This window comes from Erythrobacter sp. Dej080120_24, assembly GCF_036322605.1.
GTDB classification, from domain to species: domain Bacteria; phylum Pseudomonadota; class Alphaproteobacteria; order Sphingomonadales; family Sphingomonadaceae; genus Erythrobacter; species Erythrobacter aurantius.
Genome location: NZ_AP027262.1, coordinates 3,224,585 through 3,249,751, shown reverse-complemented (window position 1 = coordinate 3,249,751; position 25,167 = coordinate 3,224,585). Strand labels below are relative to the sequence as shown.

Below are 25,167 nucleotides of genomic sequence, written 5' to 3'. Positions count from 1 at the left end.
GCGGGGCCCACCTGCCCGATTACACGCTGCCCGATACCATAAGGCCACCCCCTCGCCCATGCCCTGCGCGACCCTCATGTCCGGTTGATCACGGCATTGAGGGGCTGGAGCATCCATTGGAGGAAGCTCTGGCGTTCGAGCACTATGTTCGCTTGCAGCGTCATGCCTGCCTGCAAGGGCGCGGGCTTGCCAAAGGCCTCGATCGATTGGCGATCAAGCGCCACCTGGATCCGGTAAACCGGCTCCTCGAACGGGAACGGGATATCGGTCTCGCGCGGGTCCACCGCAATCCGCGAGATCGAGGCAACCTTCCCCCCAAAACTCCCAAACCTCTGATACGGGAACGCATCATACAGGAGCCGGGCCTCCTTGCCCGGTTCGACGAGCCCGATCGCACGACTGGGTGCGTAAAGCTCGGCAGTCAGGTCGGCGCCCTCAGGAACAATCGTCATCACGGGCCGCGCGGAGGTGATGGTCCGCCCTTCGCCCGTAGCCAGCGCCGTCACGCGCCCGCTGATCGGCGCAGTGATGACATAGCTAACCTCGCCCTCGAGCCGGGCCTGCTCGGCTGACAGCGCCTGCAGCCCCTCGTGGATGCGTGATATACCCTGCTGTGCCTCGATCCCAACACTGGCAAGCTGGCTGCGCGCTTGCTCTGCCTGCGCCTCACTTTCAAGCTGGCGCTGCTCAAGGTCTGCAAGCTGCTGGCGTGAGACGAGCAGCGCCTGCCTGCGGCGCTCGTGGTCGACCTCGCTGATAAACCCGCGGTCTGCAACCTGCGCTGCGCGATCATACATCCGCTGGTTGGCAGCCACCACTTCGCGCTGAAGCTCGATCTGGCCTGCAAGGCTGCGCGTCTGGGCTTGCGCAGAGGAAATCACCGCGGCAAGCCGCAGGCGTTCTGTCTCGGCCCGGTCGGCCGCCATCGCGATCTGTGCCTCCGACAGCTGTTGCCTTATCTCAAGCGCGCCAAGGCTGCGCCCGGCGATCACTCCGCCCGCTTCGGTCTCGCGGTCAGAATTGATCACCAGCAGCAGATCACCGCGTTCGACCGACTGTCCTTCAATAACAGCGAGCCTTGCAACGATGCCGGGCTGCGGTGCTGTAATGGCAGCGCTGGGTATGCTGGTCACAAGACGGCCAGGCACAGTCTCGATGCGTGCATAGCTTCCTGTCGTGATCCAGATCGCGGCAATGGCGATGATGGCGAACAGCGCGGCTACAAACAATCTGGTCGACAAGGGCTGGCTAAGAACAACTTCGCCATGCAGCCGGTCCGATGCGCCATCTAGCACTTCTGACCGGAACAATTGCATCAGCGCAAACCCCTCAAAATGTTCAATAACTTGCCTGACTGTTTGCAACAATAAGGAGGGGGAAAGGCAACCTGCAGAAATCCTGTAGGGCACGCAAAAGTGGGGATTCTAGCGCCACAGGTGCGGCCAAATGCCTCTCCTGCGCGATAAACGGAGTGGTTGCCCTATGCAGCATAGCATCTGCAGACCCGGTATCCGGGTTTAGAGGATGCTTCAGAGCCCGGTCGGGTTGCTGATCTGCGCCTTCTGCCGTTCATTGCGAATACGATTTTGTCAGGGGCTAACTTCTTCAGCGCTAGCACCAGCCAAAGCTCGACTACGGATCAGCCGGCTTCAGGTCGGACAAATGGAAAGCTGTGGAACGCAGTGACCTGGACATGGAGACACTCAACCGGAAGTGCAGCTCGCTCATTCTGGGCAAGCTCACGTCCCGCGTCGAGGCGCGAGCCATGTCCATTCCACACAGGCCCTCGTCGCGCATCAAGCGCGCCAGATTGCATTTTGGGTTTGGGCTGACATCAGGGCTTGGTGAGGGGGGCTTTGGATGCCTCCTGACAGACTTACAGTGCCACTGAATCTGAGCGTGGTTGCTGGCGGCGCTTGTGCAACGGCTTGCACAGAACACACTGGCATATTGTGCCACGAATACGCGGAATATTCCCAAAGACCGGTCGCGAGCCGAACCCAGATGCCGACAACCGACGGATCTGCTCCGATCGGTGATTTCAGGAATTGCGACCGGAATTGTCAGCTTCTTGCGTTCCGGAACCTGGCCGGGTGTGCTGCAGCCAGCCCTTTGGTCAAAGCCCTTTGGTGACCCGGATCAGCTGTTGCCAGCCTCTTTGTAGCCTGCCGCTCGCGCTGCTTCCGCGCTGCAGAATAGAGCATCAGTCCTCGACTGCTCGTATTCCGGATTTTCCGGCCTGCGGTACACCTGCTCACCCCGGGCGTTTCGCGAGCCCTTGATCCTGCATTCAGGAGTGCAGGTGACAAAGGCGCAGCGGGTCGAAGAGACCCGTGGCTGCACGCGCCGTGTCCGTTGTACCGGCGAGCTCGATGCTGCCCCAGCCTCTGCCGGCTCACGTGCTGCAACCGTCTCCGCTGTATCGGTCAAGGCGGCACCTGCGGATATCTGGATCCGGGCCGCATTGACTCCCTCGTCTCCTGCCGCTGAGGCAGGACCGAGGGAGGCAAGCAAGAGGGACACAATCATGTGCATGGCGCTTGACTTACGTATCGCCACTTAATGGCTGCTTCACGGATACGGTTAAGCGAGATTAAGGCGCAGGCCGATCGCCTTGATCGCCTTCAAAGGAAACTTGAGCTGGCGATCCAACCAGGGTGTTACCATACCGGTGCAGCCCAGATGCGCCAGGCCGCGCGCCCTAGGGGCCACGCACAAGGGTCGGAAAGAGGGGGGCGAGCGAGGTGCGTCCATTGCGCTGTGAGGCAAGCGCAGCCGCTTTTCGAAGCATCAGAAACGGCAGTCGCTCAGTGTTTCGTCACCGATTGGCCGGCCCTTGAGGTCATGGAACGCCGACATTAATTCATCATGCCTGTCATTGACGGACCGAGATTCAGCCTATTCAGACGGTGTGATCCTGACCTTAACGTCCTTGGTAATCACTTGGCGCCGATGCCCGTTGCGATAACGCGCAGGGTCTTGAGGCCGACCAGCAAATCGAGCCAGAGCGAGAAATTCTTGATGTAATAGAAGTCATAACGAAGCTTGGAGAGCACGTCGTTGACATCCGTGACATGACCCTGATTGACCTGCGCCCAGCCTGTGATGCCCGGACGCACGATGTGCCGGTAGGAATAGAACGGCAGTTCGGCTTCATACCACTGTGACAAGGCACTTGCTTCTGGCCGCGGACCAATGAAGCTCATGTCACCGCGCAGCACATTGAGAATCTGCGGCAATTCATCCATGCGCGTCTTGCGCAGGAACGCGCCGATCCGGGTGATGCGATCATCATCGCTCCGGGTCATTGCATCCTCTCGCTTGGCCTCGGCATCGTCACTCACATTGCGCTCACGCATTGTGCGGAACTTGATCATGCTGAACTTCTGCCCCCGGAATCCGACCCGTTCCTGGATGAAGAACGCCGAGCCCGATGAATCAAGCCTGATCGCCAACGCGAGCAACGCAAACAGCGGCAGCAGTAGCGGCAGCAGGCAAACCGCTGCCGTCACATCTATGGCCCGCTTCATGAAAGTGTAGGAGGCATCCGGGATAAGCGATCCAAGTTCGTTTTCGCTAAGGTGAGAGATCTTCACCTGGCCAGACTGCATCTCTGCAACCTGACGGAAATGGTATACCGGGATGCCTGACAGCGCCGCTTTGGCGAACAGACGTTCTGTGCGCTCGGAATGCGGATAGTGCAGATCGGCGACAAGCGCCCAATCACGCCAACCCTGCTGCACGAACTCCTCAAGGTCATTAAGCGAGGGCGCTGGTACGAAGTTCTCGTTGAGGGTTATTTCACTCGCTCGTCCTCCACCGACAATCACGTGGCGTTTGACCAACCGCCGCCGGTAGACTGCGAGCAGAAAGCTGGCACCAACGGCACAAACCGCTCCGCTGGCAAACAAAGAACCCGAGTAGGGGATGCGCAAAAGCGCCATGGTCGATATCACGCCGAGGAACGCGCCAATATTGACGGGTAGGACATAGGAAAGCAGCCGCGCGTTTGCGTGGTCGCGTAGCCTGGCCAGCACGAACCATGACAGGCCGATCGCGATCACTATTGCTGCGGCGGTCTGCGAGAAAGCCCCAGTGAACATGGTTCGGTCGAGCAAGGACCAGACAGCTAGGGCCGGGACAAGGCCGGCAAGCAGCAAGAGAGGCAATTCGAAATGACGCAAGAAAAAAGCTCTGCGATACATAGTGAAGTCGCGAAAAAGAGTTTCCTGCGCTGTCGCAAGCGCCTCGGGCTCGAGGCGTTCAATCTGTACCATGCTGTCAGGTTTGGACAAAGTCTCTGACGCTTCGACATCTGGTTTCAAAATGAGCATCTCGGCGCGATCCTCACGGGATACGCCCTTAAGACCTCGCCCATCCGGAGCAGATGGTGACGAGATTTTAGCCAATTTTGTCAATTATCTGCCCCCCGGTTGCTTCGAGCGACCCGAAGCGGCTCTCAGATAGGCCTTATTTACTACCATTTTGGTTTGTTTTCCCATGAAGTCAAGGAGAACAATGGCGCGATGGTTGGGGGCAAGGTGTTCCACCCGGCCAACGAAGTCCTTCATCGCTCCCACAGCGATCTCGACCTCATCTCCAGGGGAAATGCTGCGATCCAGTGAAATTGTGCCGTTTTCGTCGCAGGAATCCTGCAGACTGGCGATTATCTGGCCCGGGACCGGCGCAGGGCGTCCGCCGAAGCTCACGAGCCGGGAAACTCCGTAAGTTGAATTGACCAAGGACCAGGGTGGAGTGCTTGTCGGGTAGCTGACAAACAGATAGCCGCCAAAATACGGGCGGATCTGATCAACGAAGCGGCCTCGCCGGGCGATCGTCCTCCGCTCCATTGGCTGGAAGACCGCAAAGCCCTGTCGTTCCAGATTGCGCCTGGCAATCGCGCTGGCGTTGGCCTTGGTCTGGACCAGAAACCATGTCTGCATATTCGTGCTTCCCCCATTTGGAGCATTTGATTGATCGCGGGCGCAAGACACCCCCGCGATCCGAATCGCAAGAATTAACCAAACTTTGCGCGACAAGGAGAGGCGCAGATGAGATGAATCAAGCGGAACCTAAATCGCGTTGTTCCCAGACGGCTGAACAATCCCGCAGGTAGAGTCGGGGTCGGAAAAAGGGAGGCTGGGATTCGGCTTGCATTGGGCTGTGCCGCCGTTATGTTCACTTCTGAACGCGATGCCATTTTGTGCTCACGATCTCCTGAAGTGTTTTTCCAGTCCGACCTGCAGGCTCGGTCTGTGCGGTAGCTTGTCAGATGTCTGCTGGCAATGAGTGAGCGTGCCGATGAGCTGCGTCAGGACGCGAGATTCAGGGCTTTGCGCCTTATAGAGGCCAATCCTCACATTACGCAGAGGGAGCTTGCGGATGCGCTCGGGATCAGCCTGGGGGCAACGCATTACATGTTGCGGGCGCTTGTTGGGCGCGGCCTCATAAAGGCCGGGAGGTTTGCCTCGGCGAAGAACAAATCGGCATATATGTATTTGCTGACATCAAGGGGTTTCTCTGAGAAAAGCGTGCTCGCGGGTCGGTTTCTTGCTCGCAAGCGCGCTGAGTATGAGGCGCTTAAGCGGGAGATCGAGGAGTTGGGCGCTGAGCTTCGTGTGGGCGAGGAGCTGGGTGACTGATCGGCGGGTCAAATATAAGCCTGGGTCCGATATTTTGCGTTATCGGGGGTTTGAGGGCGGTCTCTTGCGAATTGGCAATGATTCCAATACTCCGCACCCAAATCACGCAACAGTGAAATGCAGTCGCGACATTGCCGAATTCCCCGTTTCCTATCGCTGGGCCAATAAAGGATCAGAATGACAGAGAAAGTTTTAGTCACAGGTGCCGACGGCTTTATCGGATCTCACTTGGTCGAAAGCCTTGTAAGAGACGGCTATGAAGTCCGAGCATTTGTCTATTACAATTCCTTCAATAGTTGGGGATGGCTGGACGATGCAGCCAGCGATGTCGCTGGACAGTTCGAGGTAATCTCGGGCGACATTCGCGATCCGCACGGGGTTGATTCAGCGGTAGCGGGTTGTGACAGGGTTCTGCACCTAGCCGCACTCATTGCGATCCCTTTCAGTTATCATGCACCTGATGCATATGTTCAAACCAACGTCACCGGTACATTGAATGTCCTTCAGGCCGCACGTCGATATAATGTACAGCACTTGGTATGCACCTCCACTTCGGAGACATACGGAACGGCCCAGTTCGTGCCTATTACGGAAGAGCACCCGCTCAATGCGCAATCGCCTTATGCCGCTACTAAGATTGGCGCTGATCAAATGGCATTGTCATTCCAGCGATCATTTGACATGCCGGTTTCAGTTCTGCGCCCATTCAACACCTATGGGCCGCGGCAATCCGCGCGTGCAGTAATACCTACCATTATCGGTCAAATAGCCGCTGGCAGCCGTCAGATTAAGCTTGGGGCACTGCATCCCACGCGCGACTTCACTTTTGTGCGCGATACTGCTCGAGGGTTTATTCAGGCGATGAACTGTGGAGCCTGTATTGGCGAGGTCACCAATATTGGCTCAAACTTTGAGATCTCAATCGGCGAAACGGTATCACTCATCGCAGAAGCCATGGGCGAGGAAGTGGAGGTGGTCACCGAAGAAACCCGCATTCGTCCCGCAGCCTCTGAGGTCGAGCGCCTCTTTGCGGGCACTGCAAAGGCTCAGCGCTTGTTTGGCTGGGCACCTGAGTTTTCAGGGCGCCAAGGCTTCCTCCAGGGGCTGGCGGAAACCGCTGTATGGTTCCAAGACCCCACCAACCTCGCTCACTACAAGACCGACCGCTACAATATCTGACCCCGACTATGACCTGTTCGGCCAAATTTGCAAACGACATCAAGCGTCGCGTCAGCGAGGTTCTCGGTGCGCCCGAAGACTTTGTGCCACTGCACGAACCTGAGTTTGGTGGTGAAGAGGAGGCGCTGGTCGTCGACTGTATCCGCTCCGGATGGGTGTCATCGGTAGGGGAGTACGTCGACAGATTCGAGGCTGGTATTGCGGCAGCTTGCGGCACCACCCACGGCGTTGCGGTGGTTAACGGGACGGCAGCACTCGAGGTGGCGCTAAGGGTCGCAGGTGTGCGGCCGGGCGACGAGGTTTTGATGCCTTCGCTCACCTTTATCGCCACCGCAAATGCCACGCATCATCTGGGTGCTGTGCCGCATTTCGTGGATGCCGATGAGGCGACGATGGGTCTCGCTCCAAACGCGCTGCGCGCCCACTTGGAGCATATCGCGGAGCGGCGCCACGGTGTCTTGGTGAACGGACGGACTGGTCGACGGCTGGCGGCGGTGGTGCCGATGCATGTCTTCGGTCACCCGGTAGACATGAATGGGCTGGCGGCGGTGGCATCTGAGTTCGGCCTTGCGGTGGTCGAGGACGCGGCAGAGGCGCTGGGCAGCGCGCTTGGCGGACGTCCCTGCGGCAGTCTCAGTCGGATCGCAGCGCTGAGCTTCAACGGCAATAAGATCCTAACCACAGGCGGTGGCGGCGCGATCGTCACTAATGATCCGGATCTGGCAGCGTGGGCCAAACATCTTACAACCACCGCTAAGGTTCCGCACCGTTGGGCATTTTTCCATGATGAGATTGGCTACAACTACCGCATGCCAAATCTCAATGCCGCTCTCGGCGTGGCGCAACTCGCGCAACTCGACGTGCGTTTGGCGCAAAAACGCGCACTCGCTGCGCGCTACATCAGTGCATTCGCTGGGCTGGACGGCGTGAAGGTCTTTGCCGAACGGGAAGGTGTGAGGTCCAACTATTGGTTGAACACTCTGCTTTTAGAGACCCATATGACGCATGCACGCGATACAGTCCTGAAGATTCTCAACGACGAAGGTTTGATGGCGCGGCCAGTTTGGGAACCACTGCATACGCTCGACATCTACGCCGAATGTCCTCGTGCCGCACTACCAGTCACCGCCAACCTTGCTGCGCGCATTGTCAACGTGCCCTCCTCTGCTAGACTCGCGGGGAATTTACGATGACCAAACTGTTGCTCATTGGCGGGGGAGGTCACTGCAGGGCTGCTATCGATGTTATTGAGGCAGCGGGCCTGTCAATCGCTGGTGTGCTCGATCGTCCTGAGATTGGACTTTCGCAGGTTTTGGGCCATCCCGTTTTGGGAAGTGATGACGATCTACCTGCATTGGTGGCGTGCCACGGCGCGGCACTGGTGACGATAGGTCAGATCAAAACACCCGTGCCGCGCATCCGCGCTTTTGAGGCTGCCAAGCGCGCGGGAGCTAAAATGCGCCGTATAGTCTCGCCCCGGGCGTATGTTTCGTGTCACGCGTCGATTGGCGAAGGAACACTTGTCATGCATGGTGCGATGATAAACGCCGCGGCAGTGGTAGGCAGGAATGTAATAGTCAACTCCCGGGCCCTGATCGAGCACGATGCAAAGGTAGGGGATCATTGTCATGTTTCCACCGGAGCGCTGATCAATGGTGAGGTGTCTATTGGCGCTGGTTGTTTCATCGGTTCCGGTGCCGTTCTCAAGAACGGTATCACCATTGGCGATGCCTCGGTGATAGGCGCAGGCTGTGTCATTCGTGAGGACGTTCCCGAAGGCAGCTTCGTGCCCTACTCGCATGATAGGGCCATGCCATGAACGAAGGTAAGTCTGTCCTTATCATCGCCGAAGCTGGGGTAAACCACAACGGCAGCCTCGAAATGGCGAAACAACTCGTGGACGCCGCCAAAGAGGCTGGTGCAGATCTTGTTAAATTCCAGACGTTTAAGGCTCACAAGATTGTCACCGGCGCCGCAAAAATGGCAGGTTACCAGGTACGCAATAAAGGCGGGGGTTCCGCTGACCGCCAGCTTGAGATGCTGATGCGGCTTGAGTTGAGCGAGGCGGATCACGAAGCGCTGATCGCCCATTGCGCTTCGCGGGGTATCGGCTTTTTCTCGACCGGGTTCGATTTGGATAGCCTCGACTATCTTAACAGTCTGGGGCTGAAGCAGTTTAAGGTGCCTTCAGGCGAGATCACCAATAAGCCCTACCTTCGCAAGCTTGCAAGCTTTGGCCACAATCTGATCTTGTCCACCGGCATGGCCAATCTGGGAGATATCGAGGCTGCCATTGATACTATCGAGGCCGAAGGCTTGCCCCGCGACCGGATTACCGTTTTGCATTGCACCACTGAATATCCCGCTCCCATTAATGAGGTAAACCTGCGCGCTATGGTCACCATAGGAAAGGCTTTTGGAGTGTCCGTGGGCTATTCGGATCACACCGAGGGGATCGAGGTGCCCATTGCCGCAGTGGCCTTAGGTGCCACGGTGTTGGAAAAGCACTTTACACTCGACCGCAGCCTCCCTGGTCCCGACCATTCCGCAAGCCTAGAGCCTGCGGAACTGGCCGCTATGGTTCGCGGCATCAGAAAGATTGAGGCGGCACTAGGACGGCCTCAGAAGCGCCGCACCACCTCAGAGGCCGCCAATTTGGTCGCCGCGCGCAAATCTATTGTCGCAGCACGTGCAATCGCTAAGGGTGAGCTATTCAGCGACGACAACTTGACCGCAAAGCGCCCGGGCACCGGGCTTTCGCCAATGCTGTGGGATGAAGTGCTGGGCCGTCCCGCGCCCCGCAATTTTGCGCCTGACGAGGAAATCGTACTTTGAAACGCGTCTGTGTCGTTACCGGGTCGCGCGCCGAATATGGGCTTCTGCGGTGGGTCATGCAGGGCTTGAAGGACTCCTCTGTCTGCGAATTGCAGACCGTGGTCACAGGCATGCATCTTTCACCGGGATTCGGCTCTACCTGGCAAATGATTGCCGCGGATGGCTTCGCGATCGATTGGAAGGTCGAGATGCTCTTGGGTTCCGACAGTGCCGTGGCGGTGACGAAATCTATCGGGCTGGCGATGACCGGTTTTGCCGACGCTTTTGACCATCTCGCCCCTGATCTGGTGGTCGTTCTGGGCGACCGGTTTGAGATTCTGGCCGCCGCCTCGGCCGCGCTGATCGCTGGTATCCCTATTGCACACTTGCATGGCGGAGAGCTGACCGAGGGTGCTTATGACGACGCCATACGGCATGCTCTGACCAAAATGTCGAACCTGCATTTTACCGCCGCTGAGCCGTATCGCAAAAGGGTGATACAGATGGGCGAGGATCCGGACAAAGTATGGTGCGTCGGCGGCTTCGGGCTTGATGGTGTGATGAAGCTGGACCGCATGTCGCGCCTCGAACTGGAAGATAGCCTGGGCATGAAACTGAGCGAAAGCAGCCTTATGGTCACATTCCATCCCGAAACCGCTAGCGGCGCCGATCCGCGCGCGCAGATGACCGAACTGCTTGCCGCGCTTGAGAATAGGCGTGAGCATTTAATCTTCACGATGCCCAATGCAGACAATGAGAGCCGAGCATTGTTTGCCATGATTGAGGAGTTCGTTGCTCGTCACCCAAAGCGCGCTTGCGCGTATGTATCCCTCGGTCAGCAGCGCTACCTGTCGGCGTTGGCGCAGGTCGACGCCGTCGTGGGCAATTCCTCGTCGGGGCTGATCGAGGCCCCGGCTTTTGGCATGGGTACAGTGAACATTGGCGCGCGCCAGGATGGGCGGTTGCGCGCGCCCAGTGTGGTCGATTGCGCCGCTACATGCACCGACATCACAGCGGCCCTCGCTCGGGTGTTGGACCCCGCTTTCCGCGCGGGCCTTAAGGGACAGGTCAACCCTTATGGCGATGGCGGCGCTAGTGCTCGCACCGTCGCGGCGATCGAGGCTTGGAATCCTGATGGCAGGTCCAAGCGCTTCTTTGACCTGCCGATGCAGTATCCTGCCTTACATAAGAAACCTGCTTGATCATGAATGAGACTGACGCCCGCTGGCGCCAAGCGCTGCTACCAGTCGACGCCACTCTGGCGCAGACCATCAAAAACCTCAATGAGGTCGGCGTCAAGCTGGCGCTGTGCGTGGATTCCGACGGTCGCCTCCTGGGCTCGATAAGCGACGGCGATTTACGCCGGGGTTTACTGCGGGGATTGAGCATGGAGGATCCGGTCCGCGAGATTGTCAATTCCAAGCCGTTGGTGGTGCCTGAGGGCACCGAGCGCCAAATGGTGCGCGCGCTGATGCAGGCTAACAAGGTACAACAGGTGCCAGTGGTCGATAGCTCTGGGCGGGTGGCTGGACTGCACCTTTGGGATGAGCTCGATACACCGCCCGCCCATGACTATCCGATGGTGATCATGGCCGGTGGCAAGGGCACGCGGTTGCGGCCATACACGGAGGATTGCCCCAAGCCCATGCTGCCAGTAGCGGGCAAGCCAATGCTGCAGCACATCATTGAGCGCGCCCAAAGCCAAGGCTTTTCGCGATTCCTGCTGTCGCTTAACTATTTGGGCCACATGATCCGCGATCATTTCGGCGATGGCTCCGCCATTGGTGTAAAAATCAGCTACGTGACTGAGGACGAGCCGCTGGGTACTGCCGGCGCGTTGTCACTGATCGATCCGAAACCGGGAACGCCCTTTGTAGTTACTAATGGTGATGTACTGACCGATATTGACTACCGCGAACTGATCGAGTTCCGCGACCGGCTTGACGCGCAGGCAGTGATGGCGGTGCGGCGCTATGATTGGACCAACCCCTATGGCGTAGTCGAGATGGAGGGCGTGGACATCACCGGATTTGCTGAGAAGCCGGTAATTCGCAGCCATATCAATGCTGGCGTCTACGCCTTAGCACCCGAAGCGTTGGATCATCTGACAGCGCTCCGCCACTGCGACATGCCTACTTTGTTCGATCGCTTGCGAGCAGCCGGTTGCCGAACTGTAGCGTATCCGATGCACGAACCCTGGTTTGACGTGGGTCGGCCCCACGACTTGGAACGAGCAAATCAGGAACTTTCCCAAAAAACAGGTCCGACCTTAGGATGAAAACAAATATGATAGCTGCGACGAACCGAGTCCATTGGTGCTCGAACTGCTTGGCCATGTCCACGCGCCCGCGTATCGGATTTGATGATCGCGGCTGGTGCAATGCCTGCCAGTGGATGGAAAAGAAGAAGACCCTCGACTGGGGGGCACGGGAAAAAGAGCTCGAGGCGCTACTAGATAGACATCGCCGCGACGACGGCGAATTCGATGTCATGGTGCCGGTCTCGGGCGGCAAGGACGGATCCTACGTCGCTTACAACCTTAAGCACAAATATGGCATGCACCCACTGTGTGTGACAGTGACACCGCCCCTGCCGCTCCCGCTGGGTGACACCAACCTGCGCAACTTCGTGGAGGCGGGTTACAACCATATCAGCATCAACGTCGCGCATGAGGCGGTACGCAAGCTCAATCGTCGCGGCTTAGTCGACCTCGGTTTTCCTTACTTTGGTTGGTTGACTGCGATGCAAGCTGCGCCGGTTCGGATGGCCGCGCGGCTCGGTATCGGCCTGATCTTCTACGGCGAAGACGGTGAGGTCGAGTATGGGGGGACAACGGAGACCGACAAGAACCCGATCTACGACGTGGCCTATATGAAGAAGGTCTACCTGGAAGGCGGCTACGAGAAGATCGTCGAGCGTGCACAGGATATCCCGGCCGCGGACCTGAACTTCTTCCGTTTCCCGACCGATGAGGAGCTCGCTCGCTGTCCGGTTGAAATCACGCATTGGTCGTACTTCGAGAATTGGGACCCCTACCGCAACTATCTGGTCGCCAAGGAACATTGCGGACTACAAGAAGCCGACGGCAGCAATGTCGGGACCTTTACCAATTTCTCCCAGAACGATCAGGCGCTATACGCACTGCATACTTACCTCATGTACCTGAAATTCGGTTTTGGCCGCGCAAATCAGGATGCCTCGATTGAAATCCGGCGCGGTGCGATGGACCGCGCTCAGGCAGTCAATCTGGTGCGGCTTTATGACGGTCACTATCCAGATGAATTCCTCAGCACCTACTTAGAATACTACGAGATGACTCCAGAAGAATTCGACGCTGCGCTGGATCGCTGGGCCAACCAGGACCTGTTTGAGAAAGTCGATGGCCGCTGGCAGCCGTTGTTCAGGGTAACCTAGTTCATGAGCCAGCTGGTCGTCGTCGATTATGGCATGGGCAACGTGCATTCGGTCCTAGGCGGGCTGCGCTATCTCGAATGCGAGCCTGAACTTAGTGCCGATCCCAACACGGTGGCAGGCGCGGATGCGCTGCTACTGCCGGGGGTGGGTTCCTTTCGAAAGGCGATGGAACGTCTCGTCGAGACGGGCTTGGCCGATGCTTTGCGCGAGGCAGTGACGATCCGCCGGCGCAAGATCCTCGGCATTTGCCTCGGACAGCAGCTCATGGCCGAATATGGTGAAGAGGATGGCGGGCATGAAGGTCTCGGCTTCATCAGCGGAAAAGTCACAAGGCTACCTGCAAAGCGGGGTGTCAAGGTCCCCCATGTCGGGTTTAACACCGTTCATTTCGACCCGACCAGCCGTCTAGCTGCTGGGCTGGGACAGGCGGTGGACGTCTATTTCGTGCACTCGTATCGCTTGAACGTCGATACCCGGCCGGGTCTTGCGGCGCTATGCGATTATGACGGAGATTTCGTCGCCGCCTACGAGCACGAAAACGTTTTTGCTACGCAGTTTCATCCCGAGAAGAGCCAGACAAACGGGTTGCGTCTTTTGTCCAATTTCCTGGCACAGTAACGTCGATGCTCAAGAAACGCATCATCTTCACCCTGTTGTTCGATAATGGACAGTTCATGCTCAGCCGTAATTTCCGGTTGCAAAAGGTTGGCGACCTGAGCTGGTTGCAGCGCAACTATAATTTCGCCGACGTGGCATTCTTTATTGATGAGCTGATCGTTCTCGATGTCAGCCGCAACGAGCGCGATCCAGACGCCTTCTGCGCTGCGCTTGAACGCATATCCGCCGGCTGTTTTGCGCCGATTGCCGCAGGCGGCGGTATCAAAAGCGTCGACTATGCCAAAAGGCTACTCCGTTCCGGCGCCGACAAGGTCGTTCTGAACTCCGCACTGGCTGACGATCCCTCCCTGGTTCAGGCGATCGCTCAGGAGTTCGGTCAGCAATGCGTGGTCGGCGCGGTAGACGTCAAGCATGAGGGCGAAGGCAACTATGTCGCCTACTCGCACAATGGAAGCGAACGCATAGACGTCACGGTCGAGCAATTGCTCAGCAGGCACGCCGAAGGTTTTGTGGGTGAGCTTTACCTCAACAGCATCAACCGTGATGGCACTGGGCAGGGCTATGATTTCGCTACTCTCGATCTGTTGCCCGATGGTTGGTCGCAGCCGGTCATTATGGCCGGCGGCGTCGGTAATGCGACCCACCTTGCGGCCGGCCTGGCTGACGAAAGGGTGGATGCCGTGGCCACGGCCCACTTATTCAATTTCGTTGGCGACGGCTTGAGAAAGGCCCGCCACGCGCTTCTCGATAGCGGTGTCGAGTTGGCCCAGTGGCCTGATCTGGGTGCGGTCGATCTCACCCGCCATCAGCAGGCGGGTGCATGATTGATCGTGCCCTCATCGTGGGCTTGGGCAGCATCGGGCGACGCCACTTGCGCTTGTTGCGGGCCGAGTTACCTGGCGCCGATATCCGCGTGCTGCGTCACGTCGCCTGCGACGAGGCGATCGAACGCGCAGACGGGTGCTTCACCGATTTGGGGGTAGCCTGCGCTTTTGCGCCGCAGTTGGCGATCATCGCCAGCCCGGCTCCGTTCCACTTGGAGAGCGCGCGCGCTCTGGCCGGGGCGGGCGCGCATCTGCTGGTGGAAAAGCCGCTTGCGGACCGGGCCGAGGGCGTGGGCGATCTCATCGCACTGTGCGCTGCACGCGGTTTGCAGCTCCAGGTCGGCTACAATCTGCGCTTCATGGACAGCCTACAAGCCTTCAGGCGCTCGCTCGCGGAGGGCCTAATCGGTCAGGTCCATGCCGTGCGCTGCGAGATCGGGCAATATCTGCCGAGCTGGCGCCCAGAGGCAGACTACCGCGAGACCGTGTCGGCACGGCGCGTTCTTGGTGGCGGCACGTTGCTCGAACTGAGCCATGAGCTGGATATGCTGCGCTGGGTCTTCGGCGAAGTTGCATGGTTGTCGGCCTGGAGCGGGCAGCAGAGCACGCTTGAGATCGACGTCGAGGACAGCGTGATGATTCAGATGGGCTTCGCTGGTGGCCCGGTGGCGCAACTGGGCATGGATTTCCTGCGCCGCGACACCACACGGGTCTGCACCGCGATCGGCGCGTTGGGTAGCCTGCGCTGGGATGCAGTGGCCGGACGGGTGGCGCTGTTCGATCCCGGAGCCGAAGACTGGATAGACTTGCAGGTAGCGCTTCCTCAGCGCGATGCAAGTTACAGAGAGCAGATCGTCGCCCTGCTTGATGCCGTCAAGACGGGGCGGCCGAGCGCAATTGCCGCGCATGGGGCCGATGGGCTCGCTGTGCTCCGCATGGTCGAAGCCGCCCGCGCCTCCGATAATCGAGACGGCCGCCGCATTTTACTGGAGCGAGCCGCGTGAGCCTGACTGCCTTCGTCTTCGCCCGCGGGGGATCGAAAGGACTGCCAGGGAAGAACGTCAAGGCGTTGGCGGGCAAGCCGCTCATCGGCTGGGCCATCGAGCAGGCCCTTGGCGTCAAGCGGATCGGGCGAGTCGTCGTATCGACCGACGATGTAGAGATCGCAGAAGTGGCCCGCCGTTGCGGGGCCGAGGTACCTTTTATGCGTCCCGGGGGCCTTGCCGGGGACACCGCATCCGAGTGGGATGCTTGGCGCCACGCGCTGGAAACTCTACGCGAAACGGAGGGCGGGTTGCCCGATCCCTTCATCTCGGTGCCTGCCACATCGCCCTTGCGGCTGTCTGAAGACATCGAGGCCTGTCTTGGCCTTTACGAGCAGAGCGATGCGGATATGGTGGTTGCGGTGACCGAAGCGCACCGCAATCCGTGGTTCAACATGCTCCGTACCCGGGACGATGGCACCGTGGTGCCGGTGAACAATCCCGACGGAACGATCTTCCGTCGCCAGGACGCTCCCGCGGTTCACGACATGACAACGTTCGCCTATATCGCCGATCCGCTCTACGTCTTGCGGTCGAATAGCGTCTTCTCGGGAAGGGTGCGCGCGGTCGAGGTGCCGGTCGAGCGCTCGATCGATATCGATACACCATACGATTTTGCAATTGCCGAATTCCTGATGACCCGAAGGCTGGAGGGCCAATGAGAACCGTACGTCAGTTGATTGACATGTCTGGCCGCCGCGCGCTGATCACCGGTGCTGCCGGTGGGTTGGGCAGAGCGATGGCCGACAGCCTGGCCGAATTGGGGGCCGACTTGCTGTTAGTGGATCTTGACGGCGCGGCAACGCCCCAGCTGGCCGAAGATCTGGCCGTCCGGCATGGCATCAAAGCCACCCCGCTCGCCTGCGATCTAGAAGACGCCGCGCAGCGCGTAGCGCTTGCCGAAAAAGTGCTGGTGGGTGGTGGACTGAGTGTGCTTGTCAACAATGCTGCCTTTGTCGGCTCCTCAGATTTGAGTGGTTGGGCCGAGCCCTTCGAAGGCCAGACCGTCGAGACCTGGCGCCGCGCGCTAGAAGTTAATCTCACGGCGGCGTTCCACCTATCGCAGCTCCTTATCCCAGCATTAAGAGCCGGACCGGGCGGAAGTGTGGTCAACATCGCTTCGATCTATGGGGAGTGGGGACCCGACTGGTCGCTCTACGAAGGCACTGCCATGGCCAATCCCGCTGCCTATGGGACGTCCAAAGGCGGGTTGATCCAGTTCACTCGCTGGCTGGCAACAACGGTGGCCCCCGAGGTGCGGGTCAACGCTATTTCCCCAGGCGGAGTGGCGCGGGGCCAGCCTGACAGTTTTGTCGAACGCTATACTGCGCGCACCCCGCTGGGGCGGATGGCGGTTGAGGACGATTTCCGCGGCGCCATCGCATATCTCGCCAGCGATATGTCGGCCTACGTCACCGGACAGGTGCTGGCCATCGATGGCGGCTGGGGCGCCTGGTGAGGAGAGGATCGTGAACGGGCTTTTCGAGCGCCTACGCTTCTGGGCCACCACCATGCGGATCGGCCCGGACATCCCTTTGACGCACTGGAGATTGTATTTCCCTCGCTCTGCTCGGCGTCTGGCGACGAGCAAATTGGCGCGGTTCGGGGAAGGCAGCAGCATTCGTCCGCACAGCTATCTTGTAGAAACTCAGCATATTGAAATCGGCGCGCGGGTGGTGATCCGCCCGCACACGATGCTGATGGCCGATGGCGATGCGCGCATTATCATTGGCGACGACGTGCTAATCGGTGCGGGGGTGCATATCTACGTAAACAACCACCGCTTTGACCGCTCGGATATGCCGATAGCCGACCAGGGCTATTACCCTTCCGAGGACGTCGTGATCGAAGACGATGTCTGGATCGGCGCGAATGCGGTGCTGCTGCCCGGTGTGCGGATTGGCCGGCATTCGGTTATTGCCGCCGGCAGTGTGGTCACCAAGAGCGTGCCACCCTGCACGGTTTATGGGGGTGTTCCGGCGCGCAAGCTAAAAGATATCGCGCAAACCGCAACCGGACGGTTGCAAAGGAATGGGCCCGCTGCTTGTGATTGATTTTGTGATCTCCGGTACGTTCAAGGGAGCGTCCTCAACCCTCGCGTACGAGTTGGGGCGACACAGCCAGGTGTTCATCCCGAAACCCAAGGACCCTTATTTCTATCTGTGGGAGTTAGACAGAACCCTTACAGGGCCCGAGGCGTTCATGGAGGAACACCGCGCTGCTTCCGTTTTCGATCGCGCTGCTTTCGAAGCGCTGTATTCTGAGGGCGGGACCGCGCTGAAGGGCGACGCCACGCCCCTGTATCTGTATTGCCACGAGCACGCGATTCCGGCGATCCAGGCGGACAATCCCGATGCCAAGATCATCATCATCCTGCGCAACCCCGCCGATCGGGCGTTTTCCAATTACAATCATAATGTGAAGGACGGTTTCGAGACACGCAGCTTCTCGGAATGCATCGATAACTGGGAGGAAACCGAAACCTTCCCGTTACATCCCTTCTACCACTATGTCCGTGCGGGTTTCTACGATGCGCAGGTCGTAGCCTACCAGGCGGCTTTCGAACATGTGAAGATAATCACCTATGATCGCGTGGTGAATGACATCCATCTAGTCCTGAACGAAATAGCTAACTTTCTTGGGATCGCACCCGACTTCGCGCCGCGCAGCGAAGCTATCCGGCTCAACAAGTCCGGCGGGGTGCGCTTCCCTGCGCTTCATCGCTTCATCCTGCAGGAAGGCACGATTAAGAGCGTGCTGCGCCCGTTCTATCGCAGTGTGCTGCGCGATCCTTACTCTCGCAAGCGGCTCGCAGAGCGGGTAAAAAACTTCAATATCGAAAGCCAGGAAATGGCCGCTGCCGACCGCAGCCGGCTTAACGCGATTTATGCGGTGGATGTCGACCGCGTTTCAAACCGTGTGGGGCTCGACCTAGCCGCCCGCTGGGGTATCTGACGCCGCATTGCTTCACGGAAAGGGATAATGGGACAAAGCAACCGCCTATGTTTCATGGGTAATCAGAGCCGGACGGCCTTTTTTCAAAAGATCGCCGAACAGATCCATCGTGACCGTACCCGGATAAGCTGGATCGTGGTCAATGAAGATCAACGGAAGGCCCTGCTATCCGACGGTTTCGGCGAAGAGGACATCTTGTACCTCCCCCTGTCCACGCCGCCGTCGGGCGAGACCTATCCGATCAAGATCAACGATCTCGTATTTTGTGATCGTCGCTTGATGCATATGCGTCAGCGCGGCCTTGATTATCTCCGCGCGATACAGGCTCCGATCGTCGAATTTCTCGACACCGACCTTCCGACACTGGTCGTTGGCGAACTTACCTATGCCTACGAAGTTCTGACCCACCGGCTTGTGCGCAATCACTTGCCCAATGCGGAATGGGTTTCTCCTTTCCTGACGCGCGTGCCTGCAGGTTTTTTTGCTTTCTTCGCCGATGAAGCCTTCTCGCGAGAAGTCTGGCCAGTCCCAAGGAACGACGGGCCTACCACGATCGAGACTGGCGACGCCTCTGACGAACTCAGCTATCTTGAGATGAATCACCAGCATATCGCACGGCAAGGTAGCATGAGCTTTCTCCGGGAGAAGATCGGACGTTTCCTGTCGCTCGAGGATTTCGATCCCGAGGATCCCACATGGAAAAGCAATCGTCGCCGCGACAAACTGGCGAAAAACGCCCGTTGGTGGCTGAACCGCCGCAGTTACGCGCGGGTCCCCAAGGTCGGGATCGAGGCGATCGAAGTGTGTCGCGGGCGCAGCGTGATTTACCCGCTGCACCTTCAGCCCGAACTAAACATCGATACCTGCGGGCGGTATTGGGACAACCAAGCCGAAACGATCCTCAAGATCTGGCGTCAGCTCGGGCCAGACGATGCGCTGTTCATCAAGGAGCACCCAGTCGCCGTCGGTAACCGCGGGCGTGCCTGGTATGAAAGGCTACTGGCCTATCCCAACCTCCATCTCCTGCATCACGCCGTACCGGTGCCGCAGGTTCTGAAAAAGATCGACTACGTTTTCACGATCTCGGGCACGATGGGGCTCGAGTCAGCCCTGGCAGGGGGCAAGGTGCTGTGCCTGGCGCCCACTACCTACGATCGACTCGAAAACGTCGTTTCGCCTACTATTGCTGACTTTCGCCGCTGCGGGACGATCGACGATCTGTACGACACGCTGCGCGGCGAGAAGCAGGACGGATGGAGCTTGGCGAATTATGCCGCCCACCTGGAGCGATTTGCCTATCCGGGCGATGCTGAGGGAGATCTTATCGCCAATCCCGCCAGCTGGGAGCCGCGTAACTTTGCGCGCGTGGCTTGGGCATTCGAACAGGTGCTAGACCAGGTTTCGGCGTCGCAAAAATGACCGGTGCGGCCTTTATCATCGGTCCCTCGCGCTCGGGCACTTCGGTGCTCGCGCTGGCATTGGGCCGGCATCCACAAATCGAGGCTACAGAGGAGCTACACTACTACAATCTCCTGCAGCCGACTGCTCTGTCTGGTGGTCACGGGAAGGCATGGCTTTGGGCACGACTTTGCGCCATTCAGGACGAGGGGCGGTTCTTCGAGATCAAGGACGGTACATTGACCGACCTGCCCGAGCCCGCGTTCGAAGATCTACCTAAACCGGATAAGCCGCTGCTGCGGGGCTTCTTTGAGCGCCTCGCCCAACGCGCAGGCGCGACGACGGTGATCGAGCAGACGCCGATGAACCTCTATTATCGCGATGAGATACGCCGCGATTTTCCGGAAGCTCTTTTCCTTCTTATACGACGCGACCCGCGTGCCATCATCGCCTCGCAGAAAATGCGCTGGAAAGTTGGCGAGTATGGACAGCGCGACATCCCAGCGCGAGACGTGGCGCGCGTTCGCCACAGCGGACATCCAATCCTCCAACTTCTCTTATTGCGCAAGACATTGCACGCCATGCAGTCGGCGATGGACGAGGATGATGTGGTGCCAATCACGTACGAGGATTTAGTGACCGATCCTGACCGGATACTGGCCAATTTGGCTGGGAGGCTTGGGCATGAATACGATCCGGCGATGCGCGAGGTCAGTGATGCAGGTTCTTCCCACGCCTCGGAAGGAGGGCATATCGGCTTTGATCCCGGTCGGCTGGAGAGTTGGCGAAGAAGCCTGACTGCAACCGAAATATGGTTGACTGAGCGACTATTTGGCAAAGCGCTGGTGATGCCTGCGACGGGCTCGCGCCCACGGCTCGGCGAGGCATTATGGCTCATGTTGAGCTTCCCCTGGGCTGTCGCAAGGGCGCTTTATTATTCTGCTGGAGGGTATGGCAATCTGATCGATGCGGCCCGGCGGCGCTTCCTGTGATTAGGATATTTCTTTCCCTCCAGGCGACGCGCATTGGCGGGCTGGTACTGGGCTATGCGGCGATTGTTTTGCTGAGCCGAAGCGCAGGACCAGCGGCTGTGGGCGAGTATCTCTTCCTGTTAAACAGCGTCATCGTAATCGGCACGCTTGCCTCGCTCGGACTTCCTACGCTGGTGCAACGGCTCAGCGCTGATCTGGACGAAACTCGTATCGGCGCTGGGACACGTCGGGCGCTCCAAGGGCGCTGGCCGATGATTTTGGTGGTCGCTGCGACCGGGGTGACGGCATTGCTGGCGCTCGACAGGGAGCGTCCGCTCACGCTTCCCGGGGTGGCGGAATTGGCTGTGACCGCCGCCGGTTTCGCGCTAACTTTGGTGCTGATCGAGACGCTGCGGATTTCGCATGGGCCGCGCCTTTCGGAGGTGCAGCGAAATCTGATCCGCCCTGGGCTTATCCTGGTGCTCCTGGTGGCCGGTGTCGGCGCGGCCTCCGCAGTAACGCTCGGTGTTCTCGGCGCGCTGCTGCTGTTGCTGTGGCAGGCCCGTGATGTCCTTCGCCAGGACCCGAGGGGTGATGAAGGCCTGAAAACCTACGTTGCCGAAAGAGGGCGTGACCTGTTCACGGTCTTCGTTTTGGGCGCTCTCGTTATGGTGTTTGGCGCAATGGACATGGTCTTTTTCGGCTTGGTGGAAGATGCTGCGGAGACGGGGATCTACGGCGCCGCTAGTCGGTACGGCATGCTGGTTAACGTCGCGCTGCTGGCAGGCAATGCGCAGATGGTCCGGCATCTCGCCCGGGTCGCTTCCACCGATGACGCTGACAGCTTGCGGGAGATGCGGCGTCAGGTTCGGGTGGTGCGCCTGGGCAGCACAGCGCTGCTTTTGGCCCTGATGTTCGCATTTCCGATCTATGCATGGGTATTGGACCTGTCTGCAAGGCAGCTGTTTCCCTATTTCGTGATCGCGGCGGTATCCTTTTGGCTTCAGGGCGTGATTGGCCCGGTTAACATGTTTCTCATGCAAGCGCATGAAGCCGGCCGACTGATTGGCTACCATCTGTGTGGTCTCGTCATCTTTGGCCTTGTCGTGAGCGTTCTATTCGTCCACCCGACCACCTTCGCTATACCGCTCGGCGTCGCAGCCGGCGCCAATACCGTCAAAATTTTGGCTTGGTTGCGCATTCGGCGAAGCCGAGGGCTACGGATTTAGAATGGAGTTCGCAGACGTGAATTCGCAACGCGCAGCCAAAGGAAAGAATGCCAATCTCGCGCGCCGTCCGGCAGCAAGAGCAGCGATGTCTTCGAAGATCGGTACAGCGGTCACGGTCATGGCGCTGGTTGCGTTAGCCTTCCCTAACTCGCTGATGTTCGATCTCGACGGTCGCGTCATTTTTCTTCACTATTTGGCCCTCGCCATTGCGATTCCGCTGCTCATTTTGCTGAGGCAGGCAACGCTACAAACAGTAAAGCCGGTACTTCCCGTCCTTGGGATGATTTCTGTATCGACGTTGATTAACTATTCGAGCGCAGATTTGGTGGTGGTTTTTTTTCACGTCCTTCACTTGATTGCGATCATGCTTTTAGCGGCATGTCCAGGTGCTGTTGCTATGCGTTTCGCCAAGGTTACGATCATGATCTATGCGGTCGCGATCCTGTTGGCTCAAATACTGATTTTGGTCGGCGCCTCTTCGATCGTAGAGTGGCTTCTGATTTCAAACGGTGATGGGGGGGCTGCGAGGGTTGCGGCATTTGCAACGGAGCCATCATACGCAGCGATGCTCCTGCTGATTTTCACACGCTTCGTAATGGTCTTTGAGATCGAATGGTTGAACCCGCGTCGGCTAGGGGTGATTATTGGGGCGCTCCTGGCGACGTTGTCGCTCTTTGCCCTGATCTCCGCGCTTCTCATTTTGGCCATGTACCTCTACCGCCGGGGCGATATCCGGGCGATGGTCTTGGTCTTGGCCGGAGGGGGCATGCTCCTGACAGCAGTATCGTTCACCGGCTTCTTCACCGACCGCATTTCGGCCTTGGATCTGTCTCTTGGAGCGGAGGGTCTCGGTACGGGAAGCGTGCGGTTGCAGCCCTATCTTTATATGGGCACCATATTGCCTTCCAATCCTTGGCCACTTCTTTTTGGAGCGGGCGCTGGATACTTGGAGCAAGCATTTTATTACGATCTGGGAAATTTTGGGTCGAGTGCCAGCCGCCTGACCATGCACATGGCGGGGCCAATATACGACTATGGGCTAGCTGCCGTTCTGCCCATATTGTTTATGTGGAACAGGCCCGAAAATTTGGGAGAACGGAGTCTGTATTTGCTGATGGCCGTTGCCGTGATGCTCAACACGGGCATTGGGTCCTACCTATTCATAATTTTCGGAACGTTTGCCCTGCTTGAGCAACGCTTCAGGACGCAATCAGGGCGCAGCTCGACACCAGCCGCTCAGACTGCTCGAAAACAAGGGAAACGCCATGCTTCGGCGACCGCTTGAGCGCCTTCTCTCCCGCTCCAAGGGCCTAGATTACCGGATCGATCCCGAGATCGGTACCGCCGAGCTCGCGAGTATGGTCGTCCGTCAGGCTATCGCGCTTGCGCGCGGGCTTGTCCGCCGCAGGCAGCCGGTGTTCATCGAACGGGGCGTGCAGCTTCGCAGCGCTCACCGCATCGCCATCGGGCGGATGAGCAAGATCGGTGCGGGCTGCCTGATCGAGGGACTGGCGCGCGACGGGATCACGATCGGTCGCGGGGTGTCGCTGGGGCGTCACGGACGGATTCGTGCCACAGCCACTCTGACCGAACTGGGCGCTGGTGCCACAATCGGCGATTTCGTTGGCCTCGGGGACGGATTTTATCTCGGTGCGTTCGGCGGTGTCGAAATCGGGACCGAGACCATTGTCGGCGAGCGGCTTACGGTGCACAGCGACAATCACGACTTCGACGACGTTACCAAGGCGATCCGCCACCAGGCGACGACCGGCTTGCCGGTCAGGATCGGTGCGCGCTGCTGGTTGGGAAGCAATGTTACGATCCTTGGGGGGGTTCAAATCGGCGATGACTCCGTCATAGGGGCAGGAAGCGTGGTCACGCGATCCTTTCCCAAGGGAAGCATCCTCGTGGGCAATCCGGCGCGAATGATACGAAATCGCTTCGGCGACGGACCAGAACCTGGTCAGAGAAATACGAACTAGCGACACAGGGAATCCTGCAAGAATGAGTAAAAAGGCGATTATAACCGGCATTGCTGGACAGGACGGCGCGTATCTGGCCAAGCTTCTGCTCGAAAAAGGATATCAAGTTGTCGGCGGCGATCGCCGGAGCTCACGACAGTCGACGCGTCTCGATTACCTGGGCATTGCCGATCAAGTGGAATGCGTCGATTTCGAGCTCAGCGAATTCACTAATATCGCTCGGCTGATCCAGGCGGAGCAGCCCGACGAAGTTTACAATCTTGCGGCGCAAAGCTTCGTCGGCACCTCATGGGAACAGCCGCTGACCACCACCGATGTCAATGCCAATGGTGTGTTGCGCTTGCTTGAAGCGATCCGGACCTTCAGCCCTGAGACGCGCTTTTACCAAGCATCGACTTCGGAGATGTTCGGCGCGATCGACGCCCCGCAGCGCGAAACCACTCCTTTCTACCCTCGTAGCCCTTATGGAGTGTCCAAACTTTTCGCTTACTGGATCACCAAGAACTACCGCGAGTCCTTCGGTCTGAGGGCAACCTCAGGCATCTTGTTCAATCATGAATCTCCGCTGCGCGGACGCGAATTTGTGACTCGCAAGATTTCACTCGCAATGTCGCGCATAGCACTCGGCGAGCAGGATGTGCTTGAGCTCGGTAATCTCGGCGCGCAGCGCGATTGGGGTTTTGCAGGCGATTACGTTGAAGGAATGTGGCGTATCATTAATGCCGAGCCCCAAGACGATTACGTCCTCGCCACCGGCGAGACGCACACGATCCGAGAATTCGCCGAGCTCGCAGGGGCGCAACTTGGAATGGATATCGCCTGGGAAGGCGAGGGCGTCGATGAAAAGGGTATCGATACCAGGACTGGCAATACGATTGTTCAGGTCAATCCGAAATTTTTCCGGCCTGCTGAAGTAGATCTGTTGTTGGGGGATGCGAGCCGGGCGCAGGACGAACTCGGCTGGGAGCGCAAAGTCAGCTTTGCGCAGCTCGTCGAGATGATGGTGCGCGAGGATTACGATCTCCTCAAGGCTGGTCGCCTCAACCACTGATGGCGCTCACGAACGAGACACTGCTTCTTAGCGCCAATAGCAAGAAA

At 58.6% G+C, this 25,167-nt stretch carries 25 protein-coding genes; 21 read left to right on the top strand and 4 right to left on the bottom strand.

The features are described 5' to 3' along the window. Positions 1-74 precede the first annotated feature (74 nt). The 4 genes from AABA34_RS15600 to AABA34_RS15590 form a co-directional block, all read right to left on the bottom strand. Complete coding sequence (locus tag AABA34_RS15600; RefSeq protein WP_338303286.1) at positions 75-1,316, bottom strand: HlyD family secretion protein; 1,242 nt, start codon at positions 1,314-1,316, stop codon at positions 75-77. Positions 1,317-2,139: 823 nt separating this feature from the next. After that, a complete protein-coding gene (locus AABA34_RS16450; RefSeq protein WP_445083741.1) occupies positions 2,140-2,529 on the bottom strand; it encodes a sunset domain-containing protein in 390 nt (129 codons plus the stop codon). A 410-nt stretch (positions 2,530-2,939) separates the two neighbouring features. Beyond that, the gene (locus AABA34_RS15595) at positions 2,940-4,418 is read right to left on the bottom strand and encodes an exopolysaccharide biosynthesis polyprenyl glycosylphosphotransferase (protein WP_338303285.1); all 1,479 of its coding nucleotides are present in this window, start codon (positions 4,416-4,418) and stop codon (positions 2,940-2,942) included. After that, positions 4,419-4,943, bottom strand: coding sequence for a transcriptional activator RfaH (locus AABA34_RS15590; RefSeq protein ID WP_338303284.1), 525 nt, complete (start codon positions 4,941-4,943; stop codon positions 4,419-4,421). Positions 4,944-5,285: 342 nt separating this feature from the next. Between AABA34_RS15590 and AABA34_RS15585 the strand changes: the two genes are divergently transcribed. The 21 genes from AABA34_RS15585 (at position 5,286) to gmd (ending at position 25,120) form a co-directional block, all read left to right on the top strand. Continuing rightward, on the top strand, positions 5,286-5,642 hold the full coding sequence (locus AABA34_RS15585) for a MarR family EPS-associated transcriptional regulator (protein WP_338303283.1): 357 nt from the start codon (positions 5,286-5,288) through the stop codon (positions 5,640-5,642). Positions 5,643-5,819: 177 nt separating this feature from the next. Beyond that, positions 5,820-6,821, top strand: coding sequence for an NAD-dependent 4,6-dehydratase LegB (locus tag AABA34_RS15580; protein ID WP_338303282.1), 1,002 nt, complete (start codon positions 5,820-5,822; stop codon positions 6,819-6,821). A gap of 8 nt (positions 6,822-6,829) precedes the next feature. Further along, complete coding sequence (locus tag AABA34_RS15575) at positions 6,830-8,014, top strand: LegC family aminotransferase (RefSeq protein WP_338303281.1); 1,185 nt, start codon at positions 6,830-6,832, stop codon at positions 8,012-8,014. Beyond that, complete coding sequence (locus tag AABA34_RS15570) at positions 8,011-8,640, top strand: acetyltransferase (protein WP_338303280.1); 630 nt, start codon at positions 8,011-8,013, stop codon at positions 8,638-8,640. Before AABA34_RS15575 ends, AABA34_RS15570 begins: the two co-directional genes overlap by 4 nt. After that, positions 8,637-9,656, top strand: coding sequence for an N-acetylneuraminate synthase (gene neuB / locus AABA34_RS15565; protein ID WP_338303278.1), 1,020 nt, complete (start codon positions 8,637-8,639; stop codon positions 9,654-9,656). Before AABA34_RS15570 ends, neuB begins: the two co-directional genes overlap by 4 nt. Continuing rightward, the gene (gene neuC / locus AABA34_RS15560) at positions 9,653-10,837 is read left to right on the top strand and encodes a UDP-N-acetylglucosamine 2-epimerase (protein WP_338303277.1); all 1,185 of its coding nucleotides are present in this window, start codon (positions 9,653-9,655) and stop codon (positions 10,835-10,837) included. The genes neuB and neuC overlap by 4 nt, the downstream gene beginning before the upstream one ends. 2 nt (positions 10,838-10,839) lie before the next feature. Next, positions 10,840-11,913, top strand: a complete 1,074-nt coding sequence (locus tag AABA34_RS15555) for a nucleotidyltransferase family protein (RefSeq protein ID WP_338303276.1) — start codon at positions 10,840-10,842, stop codon at positions 11,911-11,913. Beyond that, positions 11,910-13,049 (top strand): N-acetyl sugar amidotransferase, encoded by a 1,140-nt coding sequence (locus tag AABA34_RS15550; RefSeq protein ID WP_338303275.1) that lies wholly within the window; start codon positions 11,910-11,912, stop codon positions 13,047-13,049. The genes AABA34_RS15555 and AABA34_RS15550 overlap by 4 nt, the downstream gene beginning before the upstream one ends. A gap of 3 nt (positions 13,050-13,052) precedes the next feature. Beyond that, a complete protein-coding gene (gene hisH / locus AABA34_RS15545; RefSeq protein ID WP_338303274.1) occupies positions 13,053-13,667 on the top strand; it encodes an imidazole glycerol phosphate synthase subunit HisH in 615 nt (204 codons plus the stop codon). A 5-nt stretch (positions 13,668-13,672) separates the two neighbouring features. Beyond that, a complete protein-coding gene (locus AABA34_RS15540; RefSeq protein ID WP_338303273.1) occupies positions 13,673-14,491 on the top strand; it encodes a HisA/HisF-related TIM barrel protein in 819 nt (272 codons plus the stop codon). Further along, complete coding sequence (locus AABA34_RS15535) at positions 14,488-15,495, top strand: Gfo/Idh/MocA family protein (protein WP_338303272.1); 1,008 nt, start codon at positions 14,488-14,490, stop codon at positions 15,493-15,495. Before AABA34_RS15540 ends, AABA34_RS15535 begins: the two co-directional genes overlap by 4 nt. Beyond that, positions 15,492-16,196, top strand: a complete 705-nt coding sequence (locus AABA34_RS15530) for an acylneuraminate cytidylyltransferase family protein (protein WP_338303271.1) — start codon at positions 15,492-15,494, stop codon at positions 16,194-16,196. The genes AABA34_RS15535 and AABA34_RS15530 overlap by 4 nt, the downstream gene beginning before the upstream one ends. After that, on the top strand, positions 16,193-16,993 hold the full coding sequence (locus AABA34_RS15525; RefSeq protein WP_338303270.1) for an SDR family oxidoreductase: 801 nt from the start codon (positions 16,193-16,195) through the stop codon (positions 16,991-16,993). The genes AABA34_RS15530 and AABA34_RS15525 overlap by 4 nt, the downstream gene beginning before the upstream one ends. Positions 16,994-17,003: 10 nt before the next feature. Further along, positions 17,004-17,588: an acyltransferase gene (locus AABA34_RS15520; RefSeq protein ID WP_338303269.1), complete on the top strand. Its 585-nt coding sequence runs from the start codon at positions 17,004-17,006 to the stop codon at positions 17,586-17,588. After that, positions 17,566-18,489: a sulfotransferase domain-containing protein gene (locus tag AABA34_RS15515; RefSeq protein WP_338303268.1), complete on the top strand. Its 924-nt coding sequence runs from the start codon at positions 17,566-17,568 to the stop codon at positions 18,487-18,489. The genes AABA34_RS15520 and AABA34_RS15515 overlap by 23 nt, the downstream gene beginning before the upstream one ends. Before the next feature lie 54 nt (positions 18,490-18,543). Next, positions 18,544-19,908, top strand: a complete 1,365-nt coding sequence (locus AABA34_RS15510) for a capsular polysaccharide export protein, LipB/KpsS family (RefSeq protein ID WP_338303267.1) — start codon at positions 18,544-18,546, stop codon at positions 19,906-19,908. Then, positions 19,905-20,879, top strand: a complete 975-nt coding sequence (locus AABA34_RS15505; protein WP_338303266.1) for a sulfotransferase family protein — start codon at positions 19,905-19,907, stop codon at positions 20,877-20,879. Before AABA34_RS15510 ends, AABA34_RS15505 begins: the two co-directional genes overlap by 4 nt. After that, positions 20,876-22,087, top strand: a complete 1,212-nt coding sequence (locus tag AABA34_RS15500) for a lipopolysaccharide biosynthesis protein (RefSeq protein ID WP_338303265.1) — start codon at positions 20,876-20,878, stop codon at positions 22,085-22,087. Before AABA34_RS15505 ends, AABA34_RS15500 begins: the two co-directional genes overlap by 4 nt. A gap of 1 nt (position 22,088) precedes the next feature. Next, complete coding sequence (locus AABA34_RS15495; protein ID WP_338303264.1) at positions 22,089-23,372, top strand: hypothetical protein; 1,284 nt, start codon at positions 22,089-22,091, stop codon at positions 23,370-23,372. Continuing rightward, positions 23,353-24,069, top strand: coding sequence for an acyltransferase (locus AABA34_RS15490; RefSeq protein ID WP_338303263.1), 717 nt, complete (start codon positions 23,353-23,355; stop codon positions 24,067-24,069). Before AABA34_RS15495 ends, AABA34_RS15490 begins: the two co-directional genes overlap by 20 nt. A 22-nt stretch (positions 24,070-24,091) precedes the next feature. After that, positions 24,092-25,120, top strand: coding sequence for a GDP-mannose 4,6-dehydratase (gmd, locus tag AABA34_RS15485; protein WP_338303262.1), 1,029 nt, complete (start codon positions 24,092-24,094; stop codon positions 25,118-25,120). The last annotated feature ends 47 nt before the right edge of the window (positions 25,121-25,167 follow it).

Bases quoted from the DNA above. Each gene is read 5' to 3' on its own strand.
- AABA34_RS15585 (WP_338303283.1), top strand. From the start codon at position 5,286: ATGAGTGAGCGTGCCGATGAGCTGCGTCAGGACGCGAGATTCAGGGCT.
- gmd (WP_338303262.1), top strand. From the start codon at position 24,092: ATGAGTAAAAAGGCGATTATAACCGGCATTGCTGGACAGGACGGCGCG.
- hisH (WP_338303274.1), top strand. From the start codon at position 13,053: ATGAGCCAGCTGGTCGTCGTCGATTATGGCATGGGCAACGTGCATTCG.
- AABA34_RS15570 (WP_338303280.1), top strand. From the start codon at position 8,011: ATGACCAAACTGTTGCTCATTGGCGGGGGAGGTCACTGCAGGGCTGCT.
- neuB (WP_338303278.1), top strand. From the start codon at position 8,637: ATGAACGAAGGTAAGTCTGTCCTTATCATCGCCGAAGCTGGGGTAAAC.
- AABA34_RS15580 (WP_338303282.1), top strand. From the start codon at position 5,820: ATGACAGAGAAAGTTTTAGTCACAGGTGCCGACGGCTTTATCGGATCT.
- AABA34_RS15510 (WP_338303267.1), top strand. From the start codon at position 18,544: ATGGGTAATCAGAGCCGGACGGCCTTTTTTCAAAAGATCGCCGAACAG.
- AABA34_RS15495 (WP_338303264.1), top strand. From the start codon at position 22,089: ATGGAGTTCGCAGACGTGAATTCGCAACGCGCAGCCAAAGGAAAGAAT.
- AABA34_RS15535 (WP_338303272.1), top strand. From the start codon at position 14,488: ATGATTGATCGTGCCCTCATCGTGGGCTTGGGCAGCATCGGGCGACGC.
- AABA34_RS16450 (WP_445083741.1), bottom strand. From the start codon at position 2,529: ATGATTGTGTCCCTCTTGCTTGCCTCCCTCGGTCCTGCCTCAGCGGCA.
- AABA34_RS15515 (WP_338303268.1), top strand. From the start codon at position 17,566: ATGGGCCCGCTGCTTGTGATTGATTTTGTGATCTCCGGTACGTTCAAG.
- AABA34_RS15600 (WP_338303286.1), bottom strand. From the start codon at position 1,316: ATGCAATTGTTCCGGTCAGAAGTGCTAGATGGCGCATCGGACCGGCTG.
- AABA34_RS15540 (WP_338303273.1), top strand. From the start codon at position 13,673: ATGCTCAAGAAACGCATCATCTTCACCCTGTTGTTCGATAATGGACAG.
- AABA34_RS15525 (WP_338303270.1), top strand. From the start codon at position 16,193: ATGAGAACCGTACGTCAGTTGATTGACATGTCTGGCCGCCGCGCGCTG.
- AABA34_RS15490 (WP_338303263.1), top strand. From the start codon at position 23,353: ATGCTTCGGCGACCGCTTGAGCGCCTTCTCTCCCGCTCCAAGGGCCTA.
- AABA34_RS15505 (WP_338303266.1), top strand. From the start codon at position 19,905: ATGACCGGTGCGGCCTTTATCATCGGTCCCTCGCGCTCGGGCACTTCG.
- AABA34_RS15575 (WP_338303281.1), top strand. From the start codon at position 6,830: ATGACCTGTTCGGCCAAATTTGCAAACGACATCAAGCGTCGCGTCAGC.
- AABA34_RS15590 (WP_338303284.1), bottom strand. From the start codon at position 4,943: ATGCAGACATGGTTTCTGGTCCAGACCAAGGCCAACGCCAGCGCGATT.
- AABA34_RS15550 (WP_338303275.1), top strand. From the start codon at position 11,910: ATGAAAACAAATATGATAGCTGCGACGAACCGAGTCCATTGGTGCTCG.
- AABA34_RS15555 (WP_338303276.1), top strand. From the start codon at position 10,840: ATGAATGAGACTGACGCCCGCTGGCGCCAAGCGCTGCTACCAGTCGAC.